18 protein-coding genes are annotated in these 23626 nt (G+C 65.5%); 7 read left to right on the top strand and 11 right to left on the bottom strand.

Translation table 11 applies throughout. The features are described from left to right. Nucleotides 1–78 precede the first annotated feature (78 nt). The 8 genes from ACFOEV_RS02090 to ACFOEV_RS02055 all read right to left on the bottom strand — a co-directional run bounded on the left by ACFOEV_RS02090 (nt 79) and on the right by ACFOEV_RS02055 (nt 10997). Nucleotides 79–801, bottom strand: a complete 723-nt coding sequence (locus ACFOEV_RS02090; protein ID WP_386771111.1) for a response regulator — start codon at nt 799–801, stop codon at nt 79–81. 253 nt (nt 802–1054) lie between these two features. Continuing rightward, the gene (locus tag ACFOEV_RS02085) at nt 1055–2890 is read right to left on the bottom strand and encodes a PHA/PHB synthase family protein (RefSeq protein ID WP_386771109.1); all 1836 of its coding nucleotides are present in this window, start codon (nt 2888–2890) and stop codon (nt 1055–1057) included. A 50-nt stretch (nt 2891–2940) separates the two neighbouring features. Then, a complete protein-coding gene (locus ACFOEV_RS02080; protein WP_386771107.1) occupies nt 2941–3744 on the bottom strand; it encodes an HAD family hydrolase in 804 nt (267 codons plus the stop codon). A gap of 90 nt (nt 3745–3834) precedes the next feature. Beyond that, nucleotides 3835–5529 carry an N-acetylglucosamine-specific PTS transporter subunit IIBC gene (gene nagE, locus ACFOEV_RS02075; protein WP_386771105.1) on the bottom strand — a complete coding sequence of 565 codons (1695 nt, stop codon included), beginning with the start codon at nt 5527–5529 and terminating at the stop codon, nt 3835–3837. After that, a complete protein-coding gene (ptsP, locus tag ACFOEV_RS02070) occupies nt 5526–8078 on the bottom strand; it encodes a phosphoenolpyruvate--protein phosphotransferase (protein ID WP_386771103.1) in 2553 nt (850 codons plus the stop codon). The genes nagE and ptsP overlap by 4 nt, the downstream gene beginning before the upstream one ends. 46 nt (nt 8079–8124) lie before the next feature. After that, nucleotides 8125–9144: an SIS domain-containing protein gene (locus ACFOEV_RS02065; protein ID WP_386771101.1), complete on the bottom strand. Its 1020-nt coding sequence runs from the start codon at nt 9142–9144 to the stop codon at nt 8125–8127. Beyond that, complete coding sequence (gene nagA, locus ACFOEV_RS02060) at nt 9125–10246, bottom strand: N-acetylglucosamine-6-phosphate deacetylase (protein WP_386771099.1); 1122 nt, start codon at nt 10244–10246, stop codon at nt 9125–9127. The genes ACFOEV_RS02065 and nagA overlap by 20 nt, the downstream gene beginning before the upstream one ends. 16 nt (nt 10247–10262) lie before the next feature. Beyond that, entirely contained in the window at nt 10263–10997 is a 735-nt protein-coding gene (locus ACFOEV_RS02055; protein WP_386771097.1) for a GntR family transcriptional regulator, read from the bottom strand. Nucleotides 10998–11167: 170 nt separating this feature from the next. Between ACFOEV_RS02055 and ACFOEV_RS02050 the strand changes: the two genes are divergently transcribed. The 7 genes from ACFOEV_RS02050 to siaD all read left to right on the top strand — a co-directional run bounded on the left by ACFOEV_RS02050 (nt 11168) and on the right by siaD (nt 19036). Continuing rightward, nucleotides 11168–11797 (top strand): SDR family oxidoreductase, encoded by a 630-nt coding sequence (locus ACFOEV_RS02050; protein WP_386771095.1) that lies wholly within the window; start codon nt 11168–11170, stop codon nt 11795–11797. A 93-nt stretch (nt 11798–11890) separates the two neighbouring features. Continuing rightward, nucleotides 11891–13831, top strand: coding sequence for an exoribonuclease II (locus tag ACFOEV_RS02045; RefSeq protein WP_386771093.1), 1941 nt, complete (start codon nt 11891–11893; stop codon nt 13829–13831). Nucleotides 13832–13958: 127 nt separating this feature from the next. Further along, nucleotides 13959–15113 (top strand): glycosyltransferase family 4 protein, encoded by a 1155-nt coding sequence (locus ACFOEV_RS02040; RefSeq protein WP_386771091.1) that lies wholly within the window; start codon nt 13959–13961, stop codon nt 15111–15113. 80 nt (nt 15114–15193) lie between these two features. Continuing rightward, complete coding sequence (gene siaA, locus ACFOEV_RS02035; protein ID WP_386771089.1) at nt 15194–17296, top strand: biofilm regulation protein phosphatase SiaA; 2103 nt, start codon at nt 15194–15196, stop codon at nt 17294–17296. A gap of 8 nt (nt 17297–17304) precedes the next feature. Then, entirely contained in the window at nt 17305–17838 is a 534-nt protein-coding gene (gene siaB / locus ACFOEV_RS02030) for a biofilm regulation protein kinase SiaB (protein ID WP_386771087.1), read from the top strand. Nucleotides 17839–17855: 17 nt separating this feature from the next. Continuing rightward, nucleotides 17856–18245, top strand: a complete 390-nt coding sequence (gene siaC, locus ACFOEV_RS02025) for a biofilm regulation phosphoprotein SiaC (protein ID WP_386771085.1) — start codon at nt 17856–17858, stop codon at nt 18243–18245. Beyond that, on the top strand, nt 18242–19036 hold the full coding sequence (gene siaD / locus ACFOEV_RS02020) for a biofilm regulation diguanylate cyclase SiaD (protein ID WP_386771083.1): 795 nt from the start codon (nt 18242–18244) through the stop codon (nt 19034–19036). The genes siaC and siaD overlap by 4 nt, the downstream gene beginning before the upstream one ends. Nucleotides 19037–19054: 18 nt before the next feature. Here siaD and ACFOEV_RS02015 read toward each other — a convergent pair whose 3' ends face one another. The 3 genes from ACFOEV_RS02015 to ACFOEV_RS02005 all read right to left on the bottom strand — a co-directional run bounded on the left by ACFOEV_RS02015 (nt 19055) and on the right by ACFOEV_RS02005 (nt 23129). Further along, the gene (locus ACFOEV_RS02015; RefSeq protein WP_386771081.1) at nt 19055–19924 is read right to left on the bottom strand and encodes an urea carboxylase-associated family protein; all 870 of its coding nucleotides are present in this window, start codon (nt 19922–19924) and stop codon (nt 19055–19057) included. Between the two features lie 95 nt (nt 19925–20019). Continuing rightward, nucleotides 20020–21339 (bottom strand): HlyD family type I secretion periplasmic adaptor subunit, encoded by a 1320-nt coding sequence (locus ACFOEV_RS02010; protein ID WP_386771079.1) that lies wholly within the window; start codon nt 21337–21339, stop codon nt 20020–20022. A gap of 5 nt (nt 21340–21344) precedes the next feature. Then, nucleotides 21345–23129, bottom strand: coding sequence for a type I secretion system permease/ATPase (locus ACFOEV_RS02005; RefSeq protein WP_386771077.1), 1785 nt, complete (start codon nt 23127–23129; stop codon nt 21345–21347). Nucleotides 23130–23626 lie beyond the last annotated feature (497 nt).

Raw genomic sequence — 23626 nt, 5'->3', positions numbered from 1 at the left:
GCACGAAGCGGCCGCGCAGGGTACGTGGCAGATAACGCGCGAGACGCCGCCGCAGGCGGCGCCATGGCGACACCTGCGTCACTGCAGGACGTCCACCTGGGTGGCCAGCACATAGCCCGCCCCGCGTACGGTGCGAATCAGCTGCGAATGCTGGGCGTCCTCACCGAGGCGTTGGCGCAGGCGGCACACATGCACGTCGATGGAGCGATCGAGCGGCGGCGCCGGGCGGCCGCGGCTCAAGTCGTACAGGGCCTCGCGCGACAGCACCTGCTCCGGATGCTCGAGGAACACCTGCAGCAACTGGAAGTCGGCCCCCGACAGCGGGCTGCGTTCGCCCTGGCGATCGATCAGTTCGCGGGTCACCCGGTCCAGCCGCCAGCCGCCGAAGGCCACCAGGCGCGCATGCTCCGGTGGCTCGCTGATGGCGCAGCGGGTCCGCCGCAACACGGCCTTGATCCGCGCCAGCAGCTCACGGGGATTGAAGGGTTTGCCCAGGTAGTCGTCGGCGCCCAGCTCCAGGCCGAGAATGCGATCGGTCTCGTCGGCGCTGGCGGTCAGCATGATGATCGGCACCTCGCTGGTGCGGCGTACCTCGCGGCAGATGGTGAAACCGTCATCGCCGGGCAGCATGATGTCCACGATCAGCAGATCCGGGATCTCGCGGGCCAGTAGCCGCTTGAGCGCTTCGGCGTCTTCGGCCACCAGTGCGCGGTAGCCGTGGCGGCCGAGGTAATCGGCCAGCAGCTCACGAATCTCGGGGTCGTCGTCGACCACGATCAGGGTGGCGGGAGTCGTCGTCATCGCAGGAATGGGCCAGCAGCGGGCGGCGTGTCAGCAGCGCCCCTTTGTTGTCGTTGCGTAGCTATCGTTGGGTTGCCGCCCCTAGATCATGGGTGATGGCCGATGGCCTCGACAAGACGCTTACGACCAAGGTGGTAGCCTTTGTCCCAAGACGGCCTGCGCTCGACCATGCGGCGTGAACACGCAACGCGTGCGTGAGTCCGACCACAGTGCTCATTGGCATCCCGCTCGCAACGCTCGTTCTGGCCGACATTCAGGTGCCAGTCCTTGCCGTGGCATCGACACGCACCTGGACGTAGGAACCCGGCGCATCCTCGATGGGTGGGAAGCGCTCACCGCCGGGCTCGCGGGCCGCCACCTGGCCGCCGCTGTGGCGCTTGAGCCAGTTGCGCCATTCCGGCCACCAGGAGCCCGGGTGATGGGTGGCCGAGGCCAGCCAGCGCTCGGGATCGCGAGGCAGGCGGCCATAAGACCAGTAGCCGTACTTCGGGGAACCGGCCGGATTGATGACCCCCGCGATATGGCCGGACCCACCCAGCAGGAACCGCGGGCGCCTGCCCAGCAGGTGCGCGCCGCGGTAACAGGACTGCCAGGGCGCGATGTGATCCTTCTCGGTCGCCACGAAGAACGCCGGGATGCGCACCTTGCCTAGATCGATGGCCTCCCCCGCCAGGGAGATCGCCCCCGGTTCGGCGAGGCGGTTTTCCAGGTACATGTTGCGCAGGTAGAAGCTCTGCATGCGCCGCGGCATGCGGGTGGAGTCGGAATTCCAGTAGAGCAGGTCGAAGGCCTGGGGAGCGCGGCCGAGCAGGTAGTTGTTGATCACGAAGCCCCAGATCAGATCGGCGGACTGCAGCAGGTTGAAGGCGTTGGCCAGGTGCGTGCCCTCCAGGTAGCCGCGCCGCGCCATGTGTTGCTCCATGTAGCGGATCTGCTCCTCGTCGATGAACACCTCCAGCGGCCCCACCTCGCTGAAGTCGAGTAGGGAAGTGAAGAAGGTGGCACTGCGCACCCGCTCATCGCCCCGGGCGGCCTGATGCGCCAGGGTGCAGGCCAGCAGGGTACCGCCGATGCAGTAGCCGATGGTGTTGAGCGTCTCCTCGCCGGTGACCTCCGCTACCACGTCCATGGCCTTGAGGGTGCCCTGGATGAGGTAGTCGTCGAAGGCCACCTCGGCATAGCGTTCGTCCGGATTGACCCAGGAGATGACGAAGACGGTCATTCCCTGTTCGACGGCCCAGCGGATGAAGGAGCGCTGCGGGGTCAGGTCGAGGATGTAGAACTTGTTGATCCAGGGCGGGACGATCAGCAGCGGTCGCCGGTCGACCGCCTCGGTGGCCGGCGCGTACTGGATGAGCTGCATCAGTTCGTTCTGGTAGACGACCTTGCCCGGGGTCACCGCTATGTTCTTGCCCAGCTCCAGCCCGGCCGAATCGCTCTGCTTGATGCGCAGCAACCCCTCCCCCCGCGCCAGGTCCTCCATCAGGTTGGCCAGGCCCTGCAGCAGGTTGGCACCGCCGGTGTGCACCGTGGCCTCGATCACCTCCGGATTGCTGGTGGCGAAGTTGCTGGGGGCGAGGGCGTCCATCAGTTGGCGGGCGTAGAACTCGACCTTCACCCGCTCGTCGTGGTCCAGTTCCTCGGTGACCTCATGCACCCCCTTCAACCACTGCTCGGCAGTCAGCTGGTAGGCTTGGCGCAGCGCATCGAAGAAAAGGTTCTCCTCCCAGCCTTTCCCCTTGAAGCGCCGGTCCTTCGGGTCGGGCTGGGCCACCGGTGATGGCGCCTCGCCAGACAGGCGCCGCGCGGTGTTCTGCCACAGTGACGTATAGCCCTGCCACAGCTGCTGCTGGACCTCCAGGGCGCGTTGGGGATGCAGCAGGAACTGCTGGCCCAGGCTGGTGAGCGCCTTGGCCGCGACCGCCGGGTCGGGCAGGGTGAAGAAATCCCCGCGCGCCTGCCGCTCGAGCCAGCCCTGCCAGGCCCGGGACGACCCGGCCGACAATCGCTCGAGGGCCTCGGCATAGCGCCGTGCCAGCTCGTCGGGTTGATCGCCTGGCTTCGGTGACGAAGGTTTCGGGTCATTCATGGCTCACCCCTTTTCAGGCCCTCCAGCCAATAGCATCGTATGGCCAGCGCTCACATATCAAGATCGAAGTGCCGGCACAACATCCTCGCCACCGCCAACTCGTCATGGCGACCGATACGCAGCGCCCGGGGTACCTGGCCCGGCAGGTCGGGATGGGCGTTGGCCATCACGAAGGCATGCCCGGCGAGATTCAGCATTTCGGTATCGTTGAGGTTGTCGCCAAACGCCAGGCACTCTCGCGGCGTCAGCCCCAGGACATCGAGCAGACGCTGCAGTGCGGTGCCCTTGTTGACGCCTTCGGCCATGACCTCCAGGGAATCGACCATCGAGTAGGTGACGTGCAGCCGTTCGCCGTGGCGCAAGCGCACCTCGGCCTCGAGCTTCGAGAGCTGTTCGGGCTCGCCGATATACAGCACCTTGCCGATACCCTCGCCGTCCAGGGCATCGAGATCCGTGACCCGGTAGCCGAAACCGGTATGCGCATGCAGTGCGAGCAGTTCCGGCATGGGCGCGTCGATCAGCCAGTCGTCGTCGCTATACAGATTCAGGCGTATCCCGTGTGGGCGCTCGAGGCCGATCAGTTCGCGCACCAGGATCTCGTCGAGGTACCTGGCCGAGAGCAGGGTGTCGTCGGGGCCGTGCAGATAGGCGCCGTTGGTACTGATGATGTGGGCCGCCACCCCCAGCTTGTCGCGAATGGCCAGGATATCCCGGTAGTGGCGACCGGAAGCGATGGCCAGATGGTGCCCTTGCGCCTCGAGGGCACGGAAAGTGTCGACGCTCAGCGGATCCAGGTCATGGTCGGCATTGAGCAGGGTGCGGTCGAGGTCGGTAACGATCAAGCGGGGCGTCATGCACGGTCCCTGTGGGTAGTCACTCAAGCTCTCAGCCTACCGCATCTCGGGGGGTCGAGACAGGGGGCGTCGGGGACGCCCCCTGTCCTGTCACTCGCCTCGCAGCCCTTGGGCCACTGCGGCGGCACGTTCGCCGAGCAGCACATGAACCACGCCGCCCTCGAGCCATTGCACCCCGCGGGCGCCGAGTCGCTGCAGGGCCGGCTCATCCACAACGGTGGGATCCGCCAGTCGCAGCCGCAAGCGGGTCAATGCCACCACCGCCGCCTCGTGAACATTGGGTTCGCCCCCCAGTGCGCGATGCCAGTCGCCACTCGCTTCGGCGTCGATCGCGTCGACGTCGCCGGCGCCACGATCGGCCGTCGCTCCGGTCACGGCCACCTCCGCGCCCTGTGCCTCCAGGGCGGCACGGATCTCATCGGCGACGCTATCGGCGATGGGGCCGAGGATGACCTGCACCCCACCGCCACGCAGCCGCAGGACACCGCGCGCGCCAAGGTGCTTGAGCGCGGCTTCATCAATGGCCGAGACATCCTCGAGCACCAGGCGCAAGCGGGTGGTACAAGCCCCGACGCTAGCCAGGTTAGCGGCACCACCAAGCGCGCTGACGAAGGCCGGCCCCCGCTCGCCGGCCGGCTGCTGGCCGCTGGGCGCCGCGACCTCGGGTTCGCGCCCCGGCGTCGGCAGGTCGAAGCGCACGATCGCCCAGCGAAACACGCCGTAATAGAGGGCGAAGTAGACCAGGCCCAAGGGGATCATCAGCCAGCCATTGGTCGACAGGCCATAGGAGAGCGCATAGTCGAAGGCCCCGGCGGAGAAGGTGAACCCCAGCTTGACGTCGAACAGGTGCATCACCGCCATGGAGAGGCCGGTCAACGCCGCATGCATGACGTACAGCAGCGGAGCCAGGAACATGAAGGTGAACTCGATGGGCTCGGTCACCCCGGTGAGGAAGGCGGTCAGCGCCAGCGACAGCAGCAGGCCACCGACCTGCGCCCGACGCCCCTTGGGCGCGGCGTGATACATGGCCAGTGCCGCGGCCGGCAGGCCGAACATCATCACCGGGAAGAAACCGGCCATGAAGCTGCCCGCGGTGGGATCACCGGCGAAGAAGCGGTTCAAGTCGCCGTTGGCCACGGCCCCCGAGGCGGCCTCGTAACTGCCGAAGACGAACCACACCAGGCTATTGAGCACATGATGCAGCCCGGTGACGATCAACAGGCGATTGAGCACCCCGTAGACGAACAGCCCCAGCTCGCCGGCATCGATCAACCACTGCCCCAGGGCGTCGATACCGTGCTGGACGGAGGGCCAGATCACGCCAAACGCCATGCCCAGCAACACCGCCGCGAGCCCGGTGGCAATGGGTACGAAGCGCCGTCCGCCGAAGAACGCCAGGTATTCGGGCAACTGGATGGCCTTGTAGCGGTTGTAGAGCAGCCCCGCCACGCTGCCGATGATGATCCCCGCCAGCACCCCCATGTCGATGTCGGGGTTCAGGGACATGAGAACGGCGTCCAATACCAGATAGCCGATCACCCCGGCAAGCCCGGCGGCACCGTTGTTGTCGTCGGCGAAGCCCACTGCCAGACCGATGGCGAAGATCAGCCCCAGGTTGGCGAAGATGGCATCGCCGGCACTGGCGATGAAGGCGATGTCCAGCAGGTCCGGCTGCCCCAGGCGCAGCAGCAGGCCGGCCACCGGCAACACGGCGATGGGCAGCATCAGGGAGCGGCCGAGCTTCTGCAGCCCGGCCATGGTCCGGGAACCGATGTCGGTCATCATGACGGCATCCTCTCGAGATTCGTTGTTGTCGTGTCCTGCGAGGCCTGTTGCCAGGCGGCAAGGTGTTCGCGCACGGCCATGGCATCCGCCAGGCGCAGCAATGCGGGCAGCTCATCCGCCAGCGTCCGGGCATCGAGGCGACGGATCGCGGCCTTGATCGCCGGTATCCGGGCCGGCTCCACGGACAGTTCGTCGACCCCCAGCGCCACCAGTACCAGTGCCGCCAGGGGGTCTCCGGCCGCGGCGCCGCAGACCCCCACCGGACACTTGCCGGCGGCCCCGGTCACCGTGGCCTGGATCAGATGCAGGACGCCGGGATGCAGCACATCGGCCCGGGCGGCCAAGTGAGGATCCTCGCGGTCCATCGCCAGCACGTACTGGGTCAGGTCGTTGGTGCCGATGGACAGGAAATCGGCTTCCTCGGCGAGGCTGGCGGCACACAGCGCCGCGCTCGGCACCTCGATCATGGCGCCCAGTCGGGGCAGGATCGTGAGCCCCTGCTCCTTGGCCAGGGACTGCATCCGACCACGCACCCAGTGCAGCTCGCTGGCGTCGCTGACCATCGGCACCATGATCCGCAGGGTCTCCAGTGGCTCGACACGGAGCAGGGCTCGCAGTTGGCTATCCAATAAGTCGGGATGGCGCTGCCATAGGCGCACCCCGCGCACCCCCAAGGCTGGGTTGGGCACCTGGGGCAGCATCAGGTAAGGCAACTGCTTGTCGGCACCGATATCCAGGGTGCGGATGATCACCGGCTTGCCACCCAAGGCTTCGACCGCCGCCTGGTATTCACACCGCTGATCCTCTTCGTCGGGGGCGCTGCGGCGCTCGAGAAACAGGAACTCGCTACGCATCAGACCGATGCCATCGGCGCCCTGCTCGGCTGCCAGGCGGGCCTCGGCAGCCGAGCCGACATTGGCCCCGACCTCGACGTCACGGCCATCCACAGTCGTCGCCGGAGCCTGGGCCGCCTCACGTTCTTCAGCGGCACGCCTGGCGTTGTCGCGGATGTTGGCCTCGACCGCGGCCAGGCGCTCGGCATCCGGCGTCGGCTCCAGGAGCCCCTGCTCGGCGTCGAGCACGGCGCGGTCGCTGCTCGCCATGCGCAGCACTCTCTCTCCCATCGCCACCAGGCAGGGAATGCCGCGAGCTCGCGCCAGGATCGCCACATGCGAGGTAGTACCACCGGCAGCCAGGCACAACCCGGCGGGTTGCCGGGAGGCGATCGTCACCAACTCCGAGGGGGTCAGGTCCTCGGCAATCACGATGGCGCCAGCGGGCAGATCGAGACCGGGCTTGCCCTGCGGATCGGCAAGCTCGGCCATCACCCGGCACTGCAGGTCGCGCAGGTCGGCGACCCGCCCCATCAGCAGTGCGTTGCCAGTGGCGAGCAAGCGATCGGCCTCGGCATCCAGCGCCTCACGCCAGGCGTGGCCGGCACTGCGGCCCGCCGCTAGGCGCACGCCGGCGGCGGCCTGCAGGTCGGGATCCTCGAGCCAGGCCTGGTGGGCGGCGAAGATTTCCGCCTCGGCCGCTTGGCCATCGCGCTCGGCGCGGTGCATCGAGGCCTGCAGGGACTCACCGACTCGCACCAGCGCTTGCCGCAGGCGCAAGCGCTCGACGGCGTCGCCCTCGCCGTCGACGGGCACCTCGGGAAGTGCCGCGCGATAAGGCACCAGCGGCCCCAGCGCCAGCCCGGGGCTGGCCACCAGGCCGGGAAGCTGCCCCTCGCCGGCCGTGGGCAAGGACTCGCTGGGCGCTTCCTGACCATGCTCCTCCGCTTCCGGCGTGGTCAGCAGCGCCTCGGCCTCGTCCAGCGCCAGCTCGGCATGCGCCCCACGGGCCATCAAGGTCAGGCTGCTGCCGTGGGCGAGCCCCAGGTTCATCAGTGCACTCAGACTCGCGCTATCGGCCTCGTTCTCCTCGGCGACGACCGTCAGCGTCACCTCATGGCGTTGCGCGATGGCGCGCAGGCGGGCCGCCGGGCGGGCATGCAAACCACCGCCCAGGGCCAGCGTCAGGGCACGCTCCTGGGCCGACCCCGTGGCATCGGTGGTCGCGGATGGCGCCGCCTCGGCGGCCTCCAGTCGCAACAGCGGCTCGCCACACCGCACTCGGCTGCCGCTGGCGAGCGCGGTGAGCGGCCGGACCTGCCAGCCGGCCCCATCGGTGACGATCAGCGGTGTGATCAGGGCGGTTGCGCCTCGCGCCAGGCGGTCGGCATCGAAGCGGCACAGCGGGGCGCCTGATTCGACGCGGCTGCCGACCTCCACCAGGAGTTCGATGCCCTGGCCGTCCAGGTTGACGGTATCCAGTCCCAGGTGCAGCAAGACTTCGATACCCATGTCGGTGCGCAGCGTCACGGCATGCTTGGCCCGCGCACACTGCACCACTTCACCGTCGCAGGGCGCATGCAGGGTATCGCCGAGGGGATCCAGGGCGATGCCCTCGCCCAGGATGCCCTCGGCAAAGGCCGGGTCGGGCACGTCGGCGAGGAGAACGACGATGCCGTCGAACGGCGCCTTCAGCATCAAGGATGGGGATGACATGATTGACTCCAGGGATTGTTGTTGTGGCCACGAATTGACGTGGGGTTCAGAGGGTACGGGTGACCTTGCGCAGGTGTCTGGGCCGATCGGGATCGCTGCCTCGCGCCTCGGCCAGGCCGGCGACCATGACATAGAAACTCTGGATCACCGACAGCGGCTGCAGGGCCTCATGAGCGGCGTCGGTCATCGTCAGTTGCCGCTGGGGCACGGCCTCGTCGGCAGCCAGCAGGACCCGGGCGCCGATGCCTTCCAGCCACTCGGCGAGCTCCAGCAATCCGGCCTGTTCGGGCCCCGGCGGCGCGAATACCAGCACGGGGTAGCCCGGCTCGACCAGCGCCATGGGACCATGACGCACCTCGGCGCCGCTGAACGGCTCGGCCTGGATGGCACAGGTCTCCTTGAACTTGAGCGCGGCCTCCTGGGCCACTGCTAGACCGGCGCCGCGGCCGATCACCATCAGCCGATCGGCACCGGCCAGGGCCTCGATGGCCGATGTCCAGTCCTGCTCAACCGCTTCGGCGAGGCACTCGGGGAGTTGCTCGAGGGCCGTCTGCAGTCGCCGGTCCTGGTTCCAGTGCGCCAGCAACTGGGCACCGGCGGACAGAGTGGCCAGGTAGCTCTTGGTCGCCGCCACGCTCCGCTCCTCACCGGCGAACAGCGGCACCTCGATATCGCTGGCCGCGCCCAACGGCGACTGGGGCGTGTTGACCAGCGCCAGCGTGCGTGCACCGCCGGCGCCCAGCGCCTGCTGGGTGGTGACCAGATCGGGGCTCTGGCCGGATTGGGAAATCGCCACCGCCAGTTGGCCCTGCAACTGCCACGGCGCCCTGGCCAGGGTGGTCAGCGACGGCGGCAGCGACGCCACCGGGATGCCGCGGCTTTTCATGCACAGGTAGGCGAAATAGCTGGCGGCATGATCCGAACTGCCACGCGCCACCGTCACCGCGGCGCGCGGTTCGGCCAGCCGCAATCGCTCACCGACCTCGGTGAGCATGGACCGGTTGCGCTCCAGCTGGCCGCGGATGCGTTCCGGGGCGTTGCGCGCTTCATCGAGCATCAGTGACATCGGTTTCTCCTTCGATGAGCTGGCCCGCCACATAGACGGCCTGCAGGTTCAGTTCGGTATCCATCACCACCAGGTCGGCGAGGCACTCGGTGGCCAGGCGGCCTTGCTCGTTCAGTCCCAGGAAATCGGCGGGATAGCGCGACAGCCGTCGCGAGGCCTCCTCGAGAGGCAAGCCGATGCTGACCAGGTTGCGCAGCGCCTGGTCCATGGTCAGGGTGCTGCCGGCAAGGGTGCCGTCGGCCAGGCGGACGCCGCCCAGGCACTTGGTCACCGTCTGTTCGCCGAGACGGTAATCGCCTTCGGGCATGCCCGCCGCCGCAGTGGAATCGGTGACCGCATAGAGGCGGGGAATGCAGCGCAAGGCAGCGCGAATCGCCCCGGGATGCACATGCAGCAGATCGGGAATCAGTTCGGCGTAGTCGGCATGGGCCAGCGCCGCGCCGACCATGCCCGGCTTGCGGTGGTGCAGCCCGGTCATGGCGTTGAACAGGTGGGTGAAGCCGCAGGCGCCATGCTCCAGCGCCGCCACCCCTTCCTCGTAGCTGCCCAGGGTATGGCCCAGTTGCACACGCACACCGCGCTCGGTGAGGTGGCGAATCAGCTCGCCATGCCCAGCCAACTCAGGCGCCAACGTCAGCAGGCGAATGGGCGCCAGCGCCAGCAGCGCCTCGACCTCTTCGATCCGCCCCGGACGTGCGTGAGCGGGCTGGGCACCGAGCTTGCCGGGGTTGATGTAGGGGCCTTCCAGGTGCACGCCCAGCACTCGGGCGCCGCCGGCGGGCGGCGCCTGCATGTAGGCATCGATCTCGCCCAGCACGCGACGAATCTCGTCGTCCGGCGCGGTCATGGTCGTCGCCAGCAGGCTGGTGGTGCCGAAGCGAGCGTGGGTGCGCGCCACGGTGGCCAGGGCGTGGCCGCCTTCCATGGCATCGGCACCGCCACCGCCGTGCACATGCAGGTCGATGAACCCCGGCAGGATGCGCGGATGTTCGTTGGCCCCGGGGTCGGCAGGCTCGCCGGCGATGCGCGTGATGCGCCCCGCCTGCCAATGCAGCTCTCCAAGCCGCCAGCCGTCGGGGGTGAGGATATTGCCGTAGATCATTGCGTGGGCTCCCGAGCTAGCGCGTCAGTTCGACCATGAAGTCGTAGTAGTCGGTGCGACAGTAGGTGACGGTGAGCTCGGCGGGCTTGCCGTCAGCCAGATACCCCAGGCGGGTGACCTTGAGCAGTGCCTGGCCCTCCGGCACTTCGGCCAGCCGTGCCAGCTCGGGATCGGCGTTGACCGCGGTGACATGCTGCAAGGCTCTGGCGATCGGGCGGCCGACCGCTGCCAGCGTGGCGTATAGCGATGAGGTCACCGCTTCGGGATCCTCGAGTACCGCCTGCGGCAGGCAGCTCTCCTCCACGGCCATGACCACCTCGTCGGCCAGGCGCAGACGCTTGAGCCGCGCCACGCGGGTATCGGCGGCCAAACCCAGGCGCATGCTCTCTTCCACCGAGGGCGTCCCGAGGGTCCGCGACAGCCACTGAGAGCGTGGTGTGAAGCCGCGCTGGGTCAGCATTTCGGTAAAGCTCACCAGCCGCGTCAGGGACTGGTTGAGCCGCGGCGCGATGAAAGTACCGGAACCCCGAGTACGCCGGATCAGGCCCATCTCGGCCAGCCGATCGAGCGCCTTGCGCGCGGTGATGCGTGACACTTCCAGGGATTCGGCCAGGGTGCGCTCGGAGGGCAGCGCCTCGCCGGGGCTCCAGACGCCGGCCTCGATGGCCTGTTCCAGTCGCCGTGCGAGTTGGTGATACAGCGGCGAGGACTGTGCGGGGTCGAGGCGTAGTTGTTGAAAGCGAGGATCCATGAGCGAGTCCTATCTTGGCATCGGAATAGTACCAATATAGACCCTAAACATAACCAATCAAATACCAATAGAGGTAAACCTTGGTCGAACCTCGCCGATTACCTGCCCAACTCCCTGCCAAACTGGCAGCATGTGTAGCGACCCCCGTATCGCGGTGAGGAGACTTGACGATGAAGACTCTGGTGATCGGCGCCAATGGCAAGATCGGCCGCCAGCTCTGCGAACTCGCCGCTCGCGGCGGCATACCACTGCGCGCCATGATTCGCGATTCCGATCAGCAACCCTGGTTTCATGAGCACGGCATCGAGACGGTGATCGCCGACCTCGAGGGCGACATGCGCCAGGCGTTCTACGCTTGCGATCAGGTCATCTTCACCGCCGGCTCGGGGCCGCATACCGGCGCCGACAAGACCCTGTTGATCGACCTCTACGGCGCCATTCGTGCGGTCGATCGTGCGGTGGAGGTGGGGCTGGAGCGTTTCATCATGGTCAGCGCCCTGCGTGCCAGCGACCCACTCGCGGCCCCGGAGAAGCTGCGCCCTTACCTGGCCGCCAAGTTCGCCGCCGATGCTTATCTGCGTTGTGCCAGGATTCCGCATGTGATCCTCAAGCCTGGACGCCTGACCGACGAACCGGCTACCCGGCAGGTCGCCACGTCGTTGAGCCATGCCGAAACCAACGAGGTCTCACGAGGCAACGTCGCTCATGCCCTGCTCTATCTGGCCCAGGCCAGAATGCTCAAGAATCGCGAGTTCGATCTGCTCGACGGCCAGTCGAGCATTGCCATGGCACTGCTGTAGCCGGCAGGTGGGAAATCGGCCGCGTCACGATTGGCGCGGCCGGCCTGAATCCGTATAGTGACCCTCTGTCCCCCCGCCAAGCAAAAGTGTCCGATGCTGCAGAACAACTCGCTGCTTGCTCAGCTCAAGCAACAGATCCGCGACAACACGCCCCGCGTCCAGGGAGTGATCAAGGCCACCGACAAGGGCTTCGGTTTCCTCGAAACCGACAACGGCGAGTCCTACTTCGTGCCGCCTCCCGCCATGAAGCAGGTGCTGCATGGCGACCGCGTCGAGGCTGTCCTCAAGGAGGAAGGCGACAAGACCTCGGTCGAGCCTGACACCCTGCTGGAAATGGGTCTCCAGCGTTTCATTGCCCGCGTGCAGAAGCGTGACGGCCGCCTGGCCGTGGTGCCCGATCATCCGTCGATCAAGAACGCGCTCAAGGCGCGCATCAAGCGCAGCCTCGACGAGGACAGCATCGGCGACGGCGACTGGGTCGTGGCGCGTATGGTGCGCCACCCCCTCAAGCCCGACGACCGCGCCTTCTTCACCCAGATCGACGAGCTGGTGGCCAAGAGCGCCGACCCGGCCGTGCCGTGGCGTGTGACCCTGGCCCGTCACGCGCTGGAGCAGGCCTCGCCCGAAGCCGGCAACGACTGGCCGCTGCGCGACGAAGGCCTCCCGCGTGAAGACCTCACGGCCGAGCCCTTCTTCACCATCGATGGCGAGAAGACCCGCGACATGGACGACGCCCTGCGCGTCGAGGCGCGCCCCGAAGGCGGTTGGCGCCTGACGGTGGCCATCGCCGACCCCACCGCCTACGTCGAAGAGAACCATGCCGCCGACCTGGAGGCCCGCACCCGCGCCTTCACCGTCTACCTGCCCGGCCAGAACGTCACCATGCTGCCGGAGATCCTCGCCGATGATCTGTGCTCGCTGCGGGAGGGCCAGGAGCGCCCCGTCCTGGCCTGCAGCCTCGAGGTCGGCACCGACGGCAGCCTCGGTGACTATCGCTTCTTCGCCGCCACCATGAGCTCCAAGGCGCGACTGATCTACGACCAGGTCTCCGACTGGCTGGAAGACCGGGGCGACTGGGTCCCCAGCGACGAAATCGGTACCCAGCTCCAGGCGCTGCAGGCGCTCACCGAAGCGCGTAGCGCCTGGCGCGCCGAACATGCGCTGGTGTTCAAGGACCGGCCGGACTACGTCTTCGACCTCGACGATGCCGGCAACGTGCTGGATATCCGCACCGAGGAGCGGCGCATCGCCAATCGCATGATCGAGGAGTCGATGATCGCCGCCAACGCCTGCTGCGCCGATCTGCTCGCCAACAAGGTCGGGCATGGCATCTTCAACGTGCACCGCGCCTTCGAGCCGGAAAAGGCCGAGGCCGCCCACGAATTCCTGACCGCCCAGGAGATCGAGGTCGAGCGCGAGGCCCTGCTCGAGTTGTCACACTACCGTGAACTCAAGCGGGCGCTGGAAAGCCGCGATGACGCCTGGCTCGATGCACGCCTGCGCCGCTTCCAGGGCTTCACCAGCATGTCCGCCCTGCCCGGCCCGCACTTCGGCCTGGGGCTGGCCGCCTATGCCACCTGGACTTCGCCGATCCGCAAGTATGGCGACATGGTCAACCACCGCCTGATCAAGCGCGTCCTGAAAGGCGAAGGCGCTCCGGCCGAAGCCAGCCAGGCGCTGACCGAGCAGCTCACCGAGCGCCGCCGGCTCAACCGCATGGCTGAGCGCGACGTCAAGGACTGGCTGTATGTGCGCTACCTGACTTCAGCCGCCAGGGAACAGCAGGAGTTCGATGCCGAGATCATCGATATCCGCCGCGGCGGCATGCGCGTACGCCTGACCGCCAATGGTGCTACCGCCTTCATCCCGGCCCCGCTGATTCACAGCGATCGCGACAAGGTGGCCATCGACGACAAGGAAGGCCGCGTGCAGGTCGAGGGCGAGGAACGCTTCAAGCTCGGCGATGCCATTCGCGTGGTCCTCACCGAGGCCCGCGAGGAGACCCGTTCGCTGGTGGCCCGCCCCTCGGCCTGATAGCCACCACCCCCTCCGGGAGTTTCGACGGCGGCCTGCGGGCCGCCGTTTTGTTGCCTTGTCGCCGAACTGTCGTATTGCGCCGCTAGGCTGATGCCGGGTACCGATTCTCGCCTGGGAGACAGCCTTGCATATCGCAGATATCACGATGTTTCATGCCCCCAGCAGTGGCGGCGTCAGAACCTACCTGCAAGCCAAGCACCGGCACTTTGCCCAGTCGAGGGATATCGACGCCAGCCTGCTGATTCCCGGCAGCGAACATTTGCGCCTGGGCGTTCTGCAGACCCTGCCGGCACTGCGTCTGCCGCTGGGACAAGAGTATCGATTTCCCTTACGCCGACGCCCCTGGCGCGATGCCCTGATCGAGCTTCGCCCCGACGCGATCGAGGCCGGTGATCCCTATGTCACCGCCTGGGCGGCGCTGGAAGCCGGCCAGATGCTGGGCGTGCCGGTGGTCGGCTTCTACCATTCCGATCTGCCGCGGTTGATGGGGGATCGCTTCGGGCAGCTCGTTTCACGGCGACTGCAACGCTATGTCGCCGACCTCTACCAACGTTTCGACAGTGTTCTGGCCCCCTGCCGTTCGATGGCCGACCGGCTTCAGGAATGGGGGGTGGATGGCGTACGTGTCCAGCCCCTGGGTGTCGACGTGGATACGTTCCACCCCCGGCGTCGCAGTCCCGAACTCCGGGTCTGGCTGGACATGCAAGACTCGCAACGCCTACTGGTCTTCGCTGGGCGCAACTCTCGGGAAAAGAACATCGATGTCCTTTTCACAACGGCGCATTTGCTTGGTCCACGTTATCACTTGTTGGTGATGGGGCCGGGCATGCCAACCCGAACGCCCGACAACGTGACCGTCGTCAATCGCTGCTGCAACCCCAATGAAGTGGCCCGGGCCTTGGCCAGCGCCGACGCCATGATCCATGCGGGAACCCGCGAGACATTCGGGCTGGTCGCCCTCGAGGCCATGGCCAGCGGTCTGCCGGTGGTCGCCGCACGTGCCGGCGCGCTGGCGGAGAATGTTCCTCTCGGCTGCGGCATCCTCTGTGAACCCCACTCCCCCGAGGCCATGGCGCGAGCAGTGAAAGAGCTGTTCCTCAACGATGCCGCCGCCATGGGACGACATGCTCGCCGGCATGTCGAACGCCACTTCAGTTGGCCGCGGGTCATCGAGCACCTGCTGCATCACTATCGCGACTTGACCGGTCGCACGTCTGCACACGAGCGCCGCCCACCCCCTTTTCCACCTCGCCATGACGATTTCTTTGTGGCATCTTAGTATGAGAAGAACTAGTCAATGAATGACTAACGGCATACGACACAAGTCCGTTTGTCATAGCGTAGCGGGGACCTTTCATCATGGCTGCACGCTGGGGGCTGCGAGGCAAGTCGGTCGCGACCTTGCTGCTGGCCTGTATTCTGTCCTTGATACCCGCCGCCATTATCGGCTGGCAGGCGATCGACGACATTCGACGGCATTTCGCCAACGCCTACGCCGAGAACTATACCCTGCTGCACATGCAGAAGATCCTGGCTCCGGTGTCGCGGGAACTGGCCCTGTCGCGGCGCTTCGCCGAGTCCGTCGTGACGCGCCAGTGGCTCGAGGACGAAGCGGATCCCGCCAAGAGGGCGCGCTTCTTCGAAGAGGCCGAGGGCTATCGTCACGATTTCGCCGACCGCTCCTATTTCGTCATCGACCATGACAGTGGCGATTACTATTTCATCGATGACGAGCGGCCCAATCCAGAAGCGCCCAGCTATCGGCTCAATGCCAATGACCCGGAAGACGCCTGGTACTTCCAGACGATTCGCAGCGGCGAGCCCTACAATCTCAATGTCAATATCGATCGCAAGCTTGGCGTGACCAAGGTGTGGTTCAATGTCGTGGTCCAGGGCGAGCAAGGCCCAGTGGGGCTCGCCGGTACGGGTCTCGACCTCAGCGACTTCCTCGATGAGTTCATCCGTGACGAAGCTCCCGGGCTGACGCCGATGATCGTCGATCGCCAAGGGGCCCTGCAGGCCCATCCCTCTCAGGAGCGCATCGCCTTCAGTTCCGGTGCGAGCGCCAGCGATATCGACGAGCGGCAGACCATTCAGTCCCTGTTGAACGATCCCGAACAGCAGCAACGCCTGAGCGACGCCATGCAAGCCTCCCGCGAGTCGCCCGACCAGATCCAGACACTGTGGGTGACCTTCGACCAGCGTGAACGCCTGCTCTCGGTCGGCTACATCCCCGAACTCGACTGGCATCTGATCACGGCCCTCGACCTCAACGTTGCCCCGATCCTCGAACGTCGCTGGCTATGGCCACTGCTTATCGCCCTGACCCTGATCCTGGGTATCCTCCTGGCTGCCTTCGCCTACGCCACCGACAGGTTGATCCTCGCCCCGCTGAACCGCCTGAAACTCTCGGCTCAGGCGATCGCTGCCGGCGACTACGGCTCACGACTTCCGACATCCCGCAACGACGAGATCGGCGCATTGTCCCAAGCCTTTTCCCACATGGCGGATCAGGTCGAACGTCATACCCAGGAACTGGAAGGCAAGGTGCGCGAACGCACCCGGGCCCTGGAGCAGGCGAATGCCGAGATGGCGGCGGCGCACCAGCAGATCGACGACTCCCTGCAGTACGCCAGCATTATCCAGCGCGCCATCCTGCCCGACCGACAACTCGCGCTCCATCTCGAACACCTCTACGGCGTGCTGTGGAAGCCTCGCGATACGGTGGGCGGCGACTTCTACGTCTTTCGGGCCACCGAGCGCGGTTATCTGCTGGGCGTCGTCGACTGTGCCGGCCACGGCGTACCGGGCTCGCTGATGACCATGCTGGCCCGCGCGATCATCGACCACGCCATCCTGCAGGTCGGCGCCGAGGATCCTGCCGCCATTCTCAACGAAACCGACCGCCAGAGTCGCGAAACGCTGCGTCCCGACCAGTTGCCCTCATCGATCGCCACCAACATGGATATCGGCCTGGTGTGGGTGGACCTCGAAGCACGCCAGTTGACCTTCGCCGGGGCCAAGATCGGCCTCTATGCCACGGACGGAGTCTCCCTGGAGAGGCTGCAAGGACACAAACGCGCCCTCGGACACAAGCGTCAGGCCACCTACCACAACCAGACCGCGCCGCTACACTTGGGATGGAGCTACTCCCTGTGTACCGACGGGTTCCTCGACCAGGCGGGCGGCGCGAACGGCTTCGGGTTCGGCAAGGGCCGCTTCGAAGCGATCCTGAAGTCCCATGCCCACCGCCCCCTGGATGAACAGATGGCGGCCTTCGAGGCCGAACTGCTCACCTACCAGGGCAGCCTGCCGCAACGCGACGACATCACCGTTCTCGGCTTCCGCTTTACTCAGGACGATGGCTGCCCGCGACGGATCCGGGAGCACGAAGCACGCACGGAGCCAGCAACCGATTCCCCTGTCCCAACGGCCCCTACCGGGGTGGGAAAACCGCAATAGGAGGTGTCATGGACCTGTTAGGCATGCGTGAAAGCTATCTGCAACAACGTATCATGCTGTGCTTCAATGGCCCCATATCGCGCAGCCTGATCGAGGAGATCGGCAACGCCCTGCGCAATTACCTGAACTCCCAGCAGACGACGCCATCCGCCGCGATGGACGTCTTCGCCGCCTATATCGAAATGACACAAAACATCCGTCACTATGCGCGTCTTCAAGGCTACGATGAGGAGAGCGCTTCCGCCACCGTTGCCGTCGCCAAGAACGAGCAGGGGCATTACCTGGTGTCGGCCGGCAACCTCGTCGAGCGCGAGGATGGCGAAAGGCTGGTCGCAACCATCGACGCCCTGGCTCGTCTCGACAAGCAGGAACTGAAGAAAGCCTACAAGCAACAGCTTCGCCAGCCGCGCGAGGCGGCGTCCTGCTCCGGTGCGGGCCTGGGACTGCTCGATATCGCACGCAAGTCGAGCGAACCGATGCAGGCGTCCCTCACGGCGTTGCCCGACGGCCGTGGATTCTTTAGCCTGACAGCCATTATCTGACCCTGCCGAGTAAGCTTATGACCACCGACTTGAACATCCCCGGCAGCCAAGCCACGCCGGCCATACAAAGCGATTGGCAGGCCGGCCGTCTCGCCATGCAGGGAGATTCCTATCCCGAGAACTCCTATGAACTCTTCGACCAGGTCATCGGCTGGGTCGAGCACTTTCTCGACCAGGAGTCGCGACCACTCGCCCTGGAACTGGAACTGGTCTATCTCAACACCAGCTCGGTCAAGGCCATGATGGACATCTTCGATCTTCTCGAGGAAGCGCATCTCGGCGGCCGCGAGATCGGCGTGACCTGGCGCTATGATGCCCGCAACGAGCGCATCGCCGAGTTGGCCGAGGAGTTTCGCGAAGACTGCAGCTTTCCCTTCGCGATCACACCGGCACGGGTCGGGGCATGACACGCGACGAGACGTCCCTGCTGGCCCGGGTCGAGGCGCTGCTCGCCGATCCCGCCCACGCCCGGCACCCGCTGCACGAGGCACTGGAGGACCTCTATCGGCACCACCTCGAGGAGAAGGAACGTCTCGAGCGCCTGATCAGCATCTCCGACACCTACCAACGCTATGCCCGGGAGGACGAACTGTCCGCCCGGCAACGCTACGACAAGGCCCTCAAGCGTCAGGCAAAACTGTCACGCATCTCGGATCGCTACCAGCAGCTCATGCGCGAGCACAATCTCGCCCTCAAGCAGGACTCGACCCACGACCCGCTGACCGGCCTGCCCAACCGGCGCCTGTTCGGTGAACGCCTCAAGCAGGAAGCGAAGTGTGCCAAGCGGCATCCCCAAAGCTATACCCTGGCGATGCTCGATATCGATCACTTCAAGCGAATCAACGACCGCCACGGCCATGATGTCGGCGACCAGGTCCTGGTGGCCATCGCGCACGTCATGCGGCAGGAACTGCGTGACTACGACCTTTGCGCCCGCTGGGGCGGCGAGGAATTCCTGCTGCTACTGGCCGACACCCAGCTCGAGGAAGCCCACGCTATCGTCGACCGCCTCCGCCAACGTCTGTCCGAGATCCCGATCACGGTGGGCGACATGACCCTGTCGATCACCGCCAGCGCGGGACTCAGCGAGCATCGCAACGGCGAGAACCCCCTCGAAGAGACGCTCCACCGGGCCGACCAGGCGCTGTTGCGGGCCAAGCGTAGCGGCCGCGACCGGAGTTGCGTCGACCTCGCCTGACCCGCGACGCTCCCGTCGCTACGATCCGAAGCGCCGAGCCTTCTCCACCGTCCAGTCGATAGCGGGACCGCGCATGCCGTGACCGCCCTGGTAGGGGGCGATCTCGGGCGGCCGCCACCCCTGCAGCAGGGCATCGTCCAGTGCGAAGACTTCGACACCGATCGGATGACAGGTAGCCAGAGGATCGCGTGCATTCGGCCCCCACAGATCCACCGACAGATCACCGCCCGGGCAACACGACAGTGCGCACAGCAGATCGATCTCGGCGAACAACTCGAGATAATCGCCCTCCTGCGCCGGACATGCCTTCATGAAGTACTGGTCGTCGTCGTTGAGTCCGGTGCACTGGAAGATGTTGAGCACATCGTGGACGTCGAATTCGGTCAAGCCGAAGGGCGCGACGGCACGCACCAGATTGGAGTGGCAATGATGGTCGAAGTCTTCGCCGGTGAGCAGCCGATTGACGTAGGGATCGCAGCGGGTACCCAGCAGGTCGTGCACTCGCCCCCCCTCGTGGTCCACTCCATAGTCGGCCAAGGTGTCGTCGATGAGGGTCGCCATCGGGCGCAGATAAGGCAGTGTCGACCACAGCCGATCGAAGGTCGAGACATGGGCACGCTGCAATTGGCGGGTGCGCGACGCCCAGAAGCGTTCGCGGGGGTTGTGCAGGTGCCATAGATTGAAGTCGCCGACCTGCGGTCCCTCCAGGGTGGACAGCCGCAGCACGTGGCCGGCCGGCACTCGCCAGGCACGGCCGTCGCGAATCGGCACGGTCAATTGCTCGATGCGGGTCCGGGCGGCAGGATCGGTCAGCCGGGAATAGAAGTCGCGATCGACATCCAGCACCGACCCCTGGGTCGCTTGATAGGCGGCAGGCACCTTGGCCATGCATGGTCTCCTGAGCGGTCGTTCAAGGGGAACTCACCTATCCTAGCCGATCACGGCATCCCTTGGCCGCCTTCCCGTCAACGCTTCTCGACGACTCATCCCGCGCGCATCGCTCGCGCCAGCATATCGGCGACAGGCTTGACGAGATAGCTGGCGAAGGTACGTTCCCCGGTGCGGATCATGACCTCGGCCGGCATTCCGGCGAGCAGTTGCCTATCCCGGGGCAGCGCCATCTGCTTCGCATCGACGACCTTGACACGTGCCTTGTAGTATCCCGCTCCGGTCGCTTCGTCCTCGAAGCTGTCGGCCGAGACATGGACCACCTCGCCTTCGATGACATCGGAGCGTTGCTGGTTGAAGGCACTGAAGCGAATCTCCGCCGACTGGCCCGGGTAGATGTTATCGATGTCCCGATCGGCGATGCGGGCCTCCACCACGAAGCCCTCACCGCTGGGGACGATGTCCATGATGGGGTCTCCCGACTCGATCACCGCGCCACGGGTATGCACCTGCAGCCCGACCACGGTTCCCGCGACCGGCGCCGTCACGGCAGTGCGACGCACCTCGTCGTTCAATGCCGTGATGCGCTCTTCGGCATCGGCGATCCGACCCTGCACCTGACGCAATTGCTCGCCGATGTCCTGCTGAAACTCCTGCACCCGCACCTGCTTGCGCAATTCGTTTTCACTGGCTTGCGACGCGAGTCGAGCAATCTCGGCCCGGTGCTGGGCGATCTCGCCACGGTATTGCAGGATTCGGCGTTCCAGCTCCCGCAGCCGCTGTTTATCGCCCATCCCCTTCTCGAACAGCGAGCGGTGATCCTCGGCTTCCTCGCGCAGCGACGCGACCCGTTGACGGGTGATCTCCACCAGTGCGGTAAGCCCCTCGCGTTGTTCGCGCAACTGTTGCGTCTGCTGGTCAAGAGCATCGAGCGCCCCCTGCAATGCCTGGCGCCGAGCAAAAAACAGACCTCGCTGAACGGCGAGGACATCGCCGACGCGTCGAGAGTCGCTGTCGAGCAACTCGTCGGGAAAGCGCAGCGTCTCCCGGCCGGACTGTTCGGCGATCAACCGGACTTCACTGGCCCGATTGATCAGATACCGCGAGCGGGCGATCCGCAGTTGAGAGAGCGCCCGGGTGTTGTCGAGTACCAGTAGGGTATCGCCGGCTTCGACTCGATCCCCATCGCCGACACGGATCTCGTTGACGATACCACCCTCGTAGTGCTGAACCGTCTTCTTGAAGGAGGCCACCGAGACCTTGCCGGGAGCGACGACCGCGATGGCCAGGTTGGCCGCCAGCGCCCAGCCACCGAAGCCACCGAGGCCGATCAGGAGGATAAGCAGCCCCAGACGCCGGTAGCCTCGCCCACTGACCGGCAGGACGTCACGGGAGCGACTGTCGGCATCGTGCATCGCGTTCACTCCCGTTGCCCCTCGGCCGGAGGCGTCCCACCGCGGCCCTGGGTGCCGACCGCCGCCATGCGCCCACCGCCGGAGCGCGTGGCCGCTTCCGAGCGCACGCGCTGCGGTTGGGTCAGTCTGGCAATCACCTGGTCACGCGGCCCAAACAGGCTGACCTGCCCATCGTTGAGCACCAGCAGCTTGTCGACATTCTTCAGCACATTGTGGCGATGACTGATCACGAACAGCGTGACTCCCTCGTTCTTCAAACATTGCATGGCCTGCGACAGGGCACGCTCACCGCCTTCATCGAGATTCGAGTTGGGCTCGTCGAGTACCACGACCACGGGGTTGCCGTACAGGGCACGAGCCAGGCCGACCCGCTGCCGCTGCCCGCCGGAAAGCACGCCGCTGGTGGCACCGATGACCGTGTCGTAACCATCGGGCAAGCGCAGGATCATGTCGTGGACACCGGCCTTGGTGGCCGCCGTCACGACCTGCTCGGCATCGACCTCGCCGAAGCGGGCGATGTTCTCGCTGATGGTACCGTCGAACAGCTCGATATCCTGGGGCAGGTAGCCCAGATGCGGCCCCAGTTCATCACGATTCCAATGGTCGATGTTCGCGCCATCGAGACGCACCGTGCCAGCCTGGCAAGGCCAGATGCCCAACAATGCCCGCGCCAACGTCGACTTGCCGGCGGCACTGGGCCCGACGATGCCAACGTGCTCCCCCCTCGCGACACGGATGTCGACCCCATCGATGGCCGCCTGGCGGGCACCCGGCGGTACCACGGTCACGTCCTCGATGGCCATGTCGCCGAGGGGCGCGGGTAACGACAGGTAGCGCCGTTCGTCAGGCACCTGTGCGAAAAGCGCATCGAGCCGCTGGTAGGCATCGCGCCAACCGAGGAATCCCTTCCAGCTACCAATCATCTGGTCGATGGGTGCCAGGGCTCGTCCCATGATGATGGAGCCGGCGATCATCATGCCCGGCGTGATGCTGCCATCCAGCACCAGCAGCGCCCCCACTCCGAGAATCATCGACTGGAACAGCATGCGCAGCACCCTGGACAAATTGGACAAGCCACCGGCGCGGTCACTCGCCCGGGACTGCTTGACCAGGGAAGCATGATGCTTCGTCGCCCAGCGCCTCATGATTCCCGGCAGCATCCCCATGGCATGCAGCACCTCGGCGTTGCGCAGATTGCCGTTGGCCAGGGCTTGCGCCTGAATGTGCTCATCGCTGGCTTCGGCCAGCAGCGTCCTGGTCACCTTCTCGTTGGCGAGCGCCAAAGCCAGCAGCACCGCCCCGGCGCAGGTGGCGAATACCCCGAACCAGACATTGAACAGAAACAGGAGCCCCAGATAGATCGGCACCCAGGGAGCATCGAAGAAGGCAAACAGTCCGTTGCCGGAGAGAAACTGGCGGACCGTTCTCAGATCATCCAGCGGCTGGGCGGTCTGGCGCCCACCGACATCGAGGCTATGGCGGCACATGGCACGGTAGAGGCGGGCGCTGACCAGGCTATCGAGGCGATTGCCGACCCTAACCAGGAGACGTGAACGCACCAGTTCCAGGCCACCCATGATCGTGAGCAACAAGATGACCACCAGGGTCAGCATGAGCAAGGTTTCCTCACTGCCCGTGGGGATGACCCGGTCATAGACCTGAAGCATGTAAAAGGCGGGCGTCAACATCAGCAAATTGATGAACAGACTGAACCCGGCTACCGAGAAAAAGGAATGCCGACATGCCTTCATCGCACGCTGCAATTCGGTGAGGTCGTTGTCGGACGTCATGGCACACAACCGAGTCATGGATGCGGATCAGCTCGAGCACGACAAGCATGTTCTCGCCATACTTGCCGTCTGGGGCGCCAGAGTACCAGACGAATTGCTAAGTTATGAGTACTTTAATCACACTTTTGTAACAGAAATGTTTGTCACTCATTAGGATGACACAAAGGCATCCCACCATTGCTCAATAGAAAAATCTTCCTTATCAAGGGAGTGCGCAAGAACAAAAGCGGACTCCTGGCAGAATCCCCGAGACACAGTCCTTGATGCCCGTCACGACCGGCCAGAACACTCTATTGTCTTCCTTGCCTCCTGGCCGTTAGCATCCCCTCTCACGCCCTGTCCATGACCGATAAACAGCAGCAGACCCGGAGAATAAAACCAAAATGGAACCGGTATTCCATGTAATAAGTACGCAGTGTCTCTACAGGAACTGCTCATATAAAGGCCATGGCATCGCTCTCAGTAACAACACTCTACTGTCGAGCATTATGGAATGA

This window comes from Litchfieldella rifensis (assembly GCF_042646605.1).
Lineage (GTDB): Bacteria > Pseudomonadota > Gammaproteobacteria > Pseudomonadales > Halomonadaceae > Litchfieldella > Litchfieldella rifensis.
Note: the sequence above shows the minus strand (reverse complement) of the source record. Positions and strands in the feature narration are given on the sequence as shown.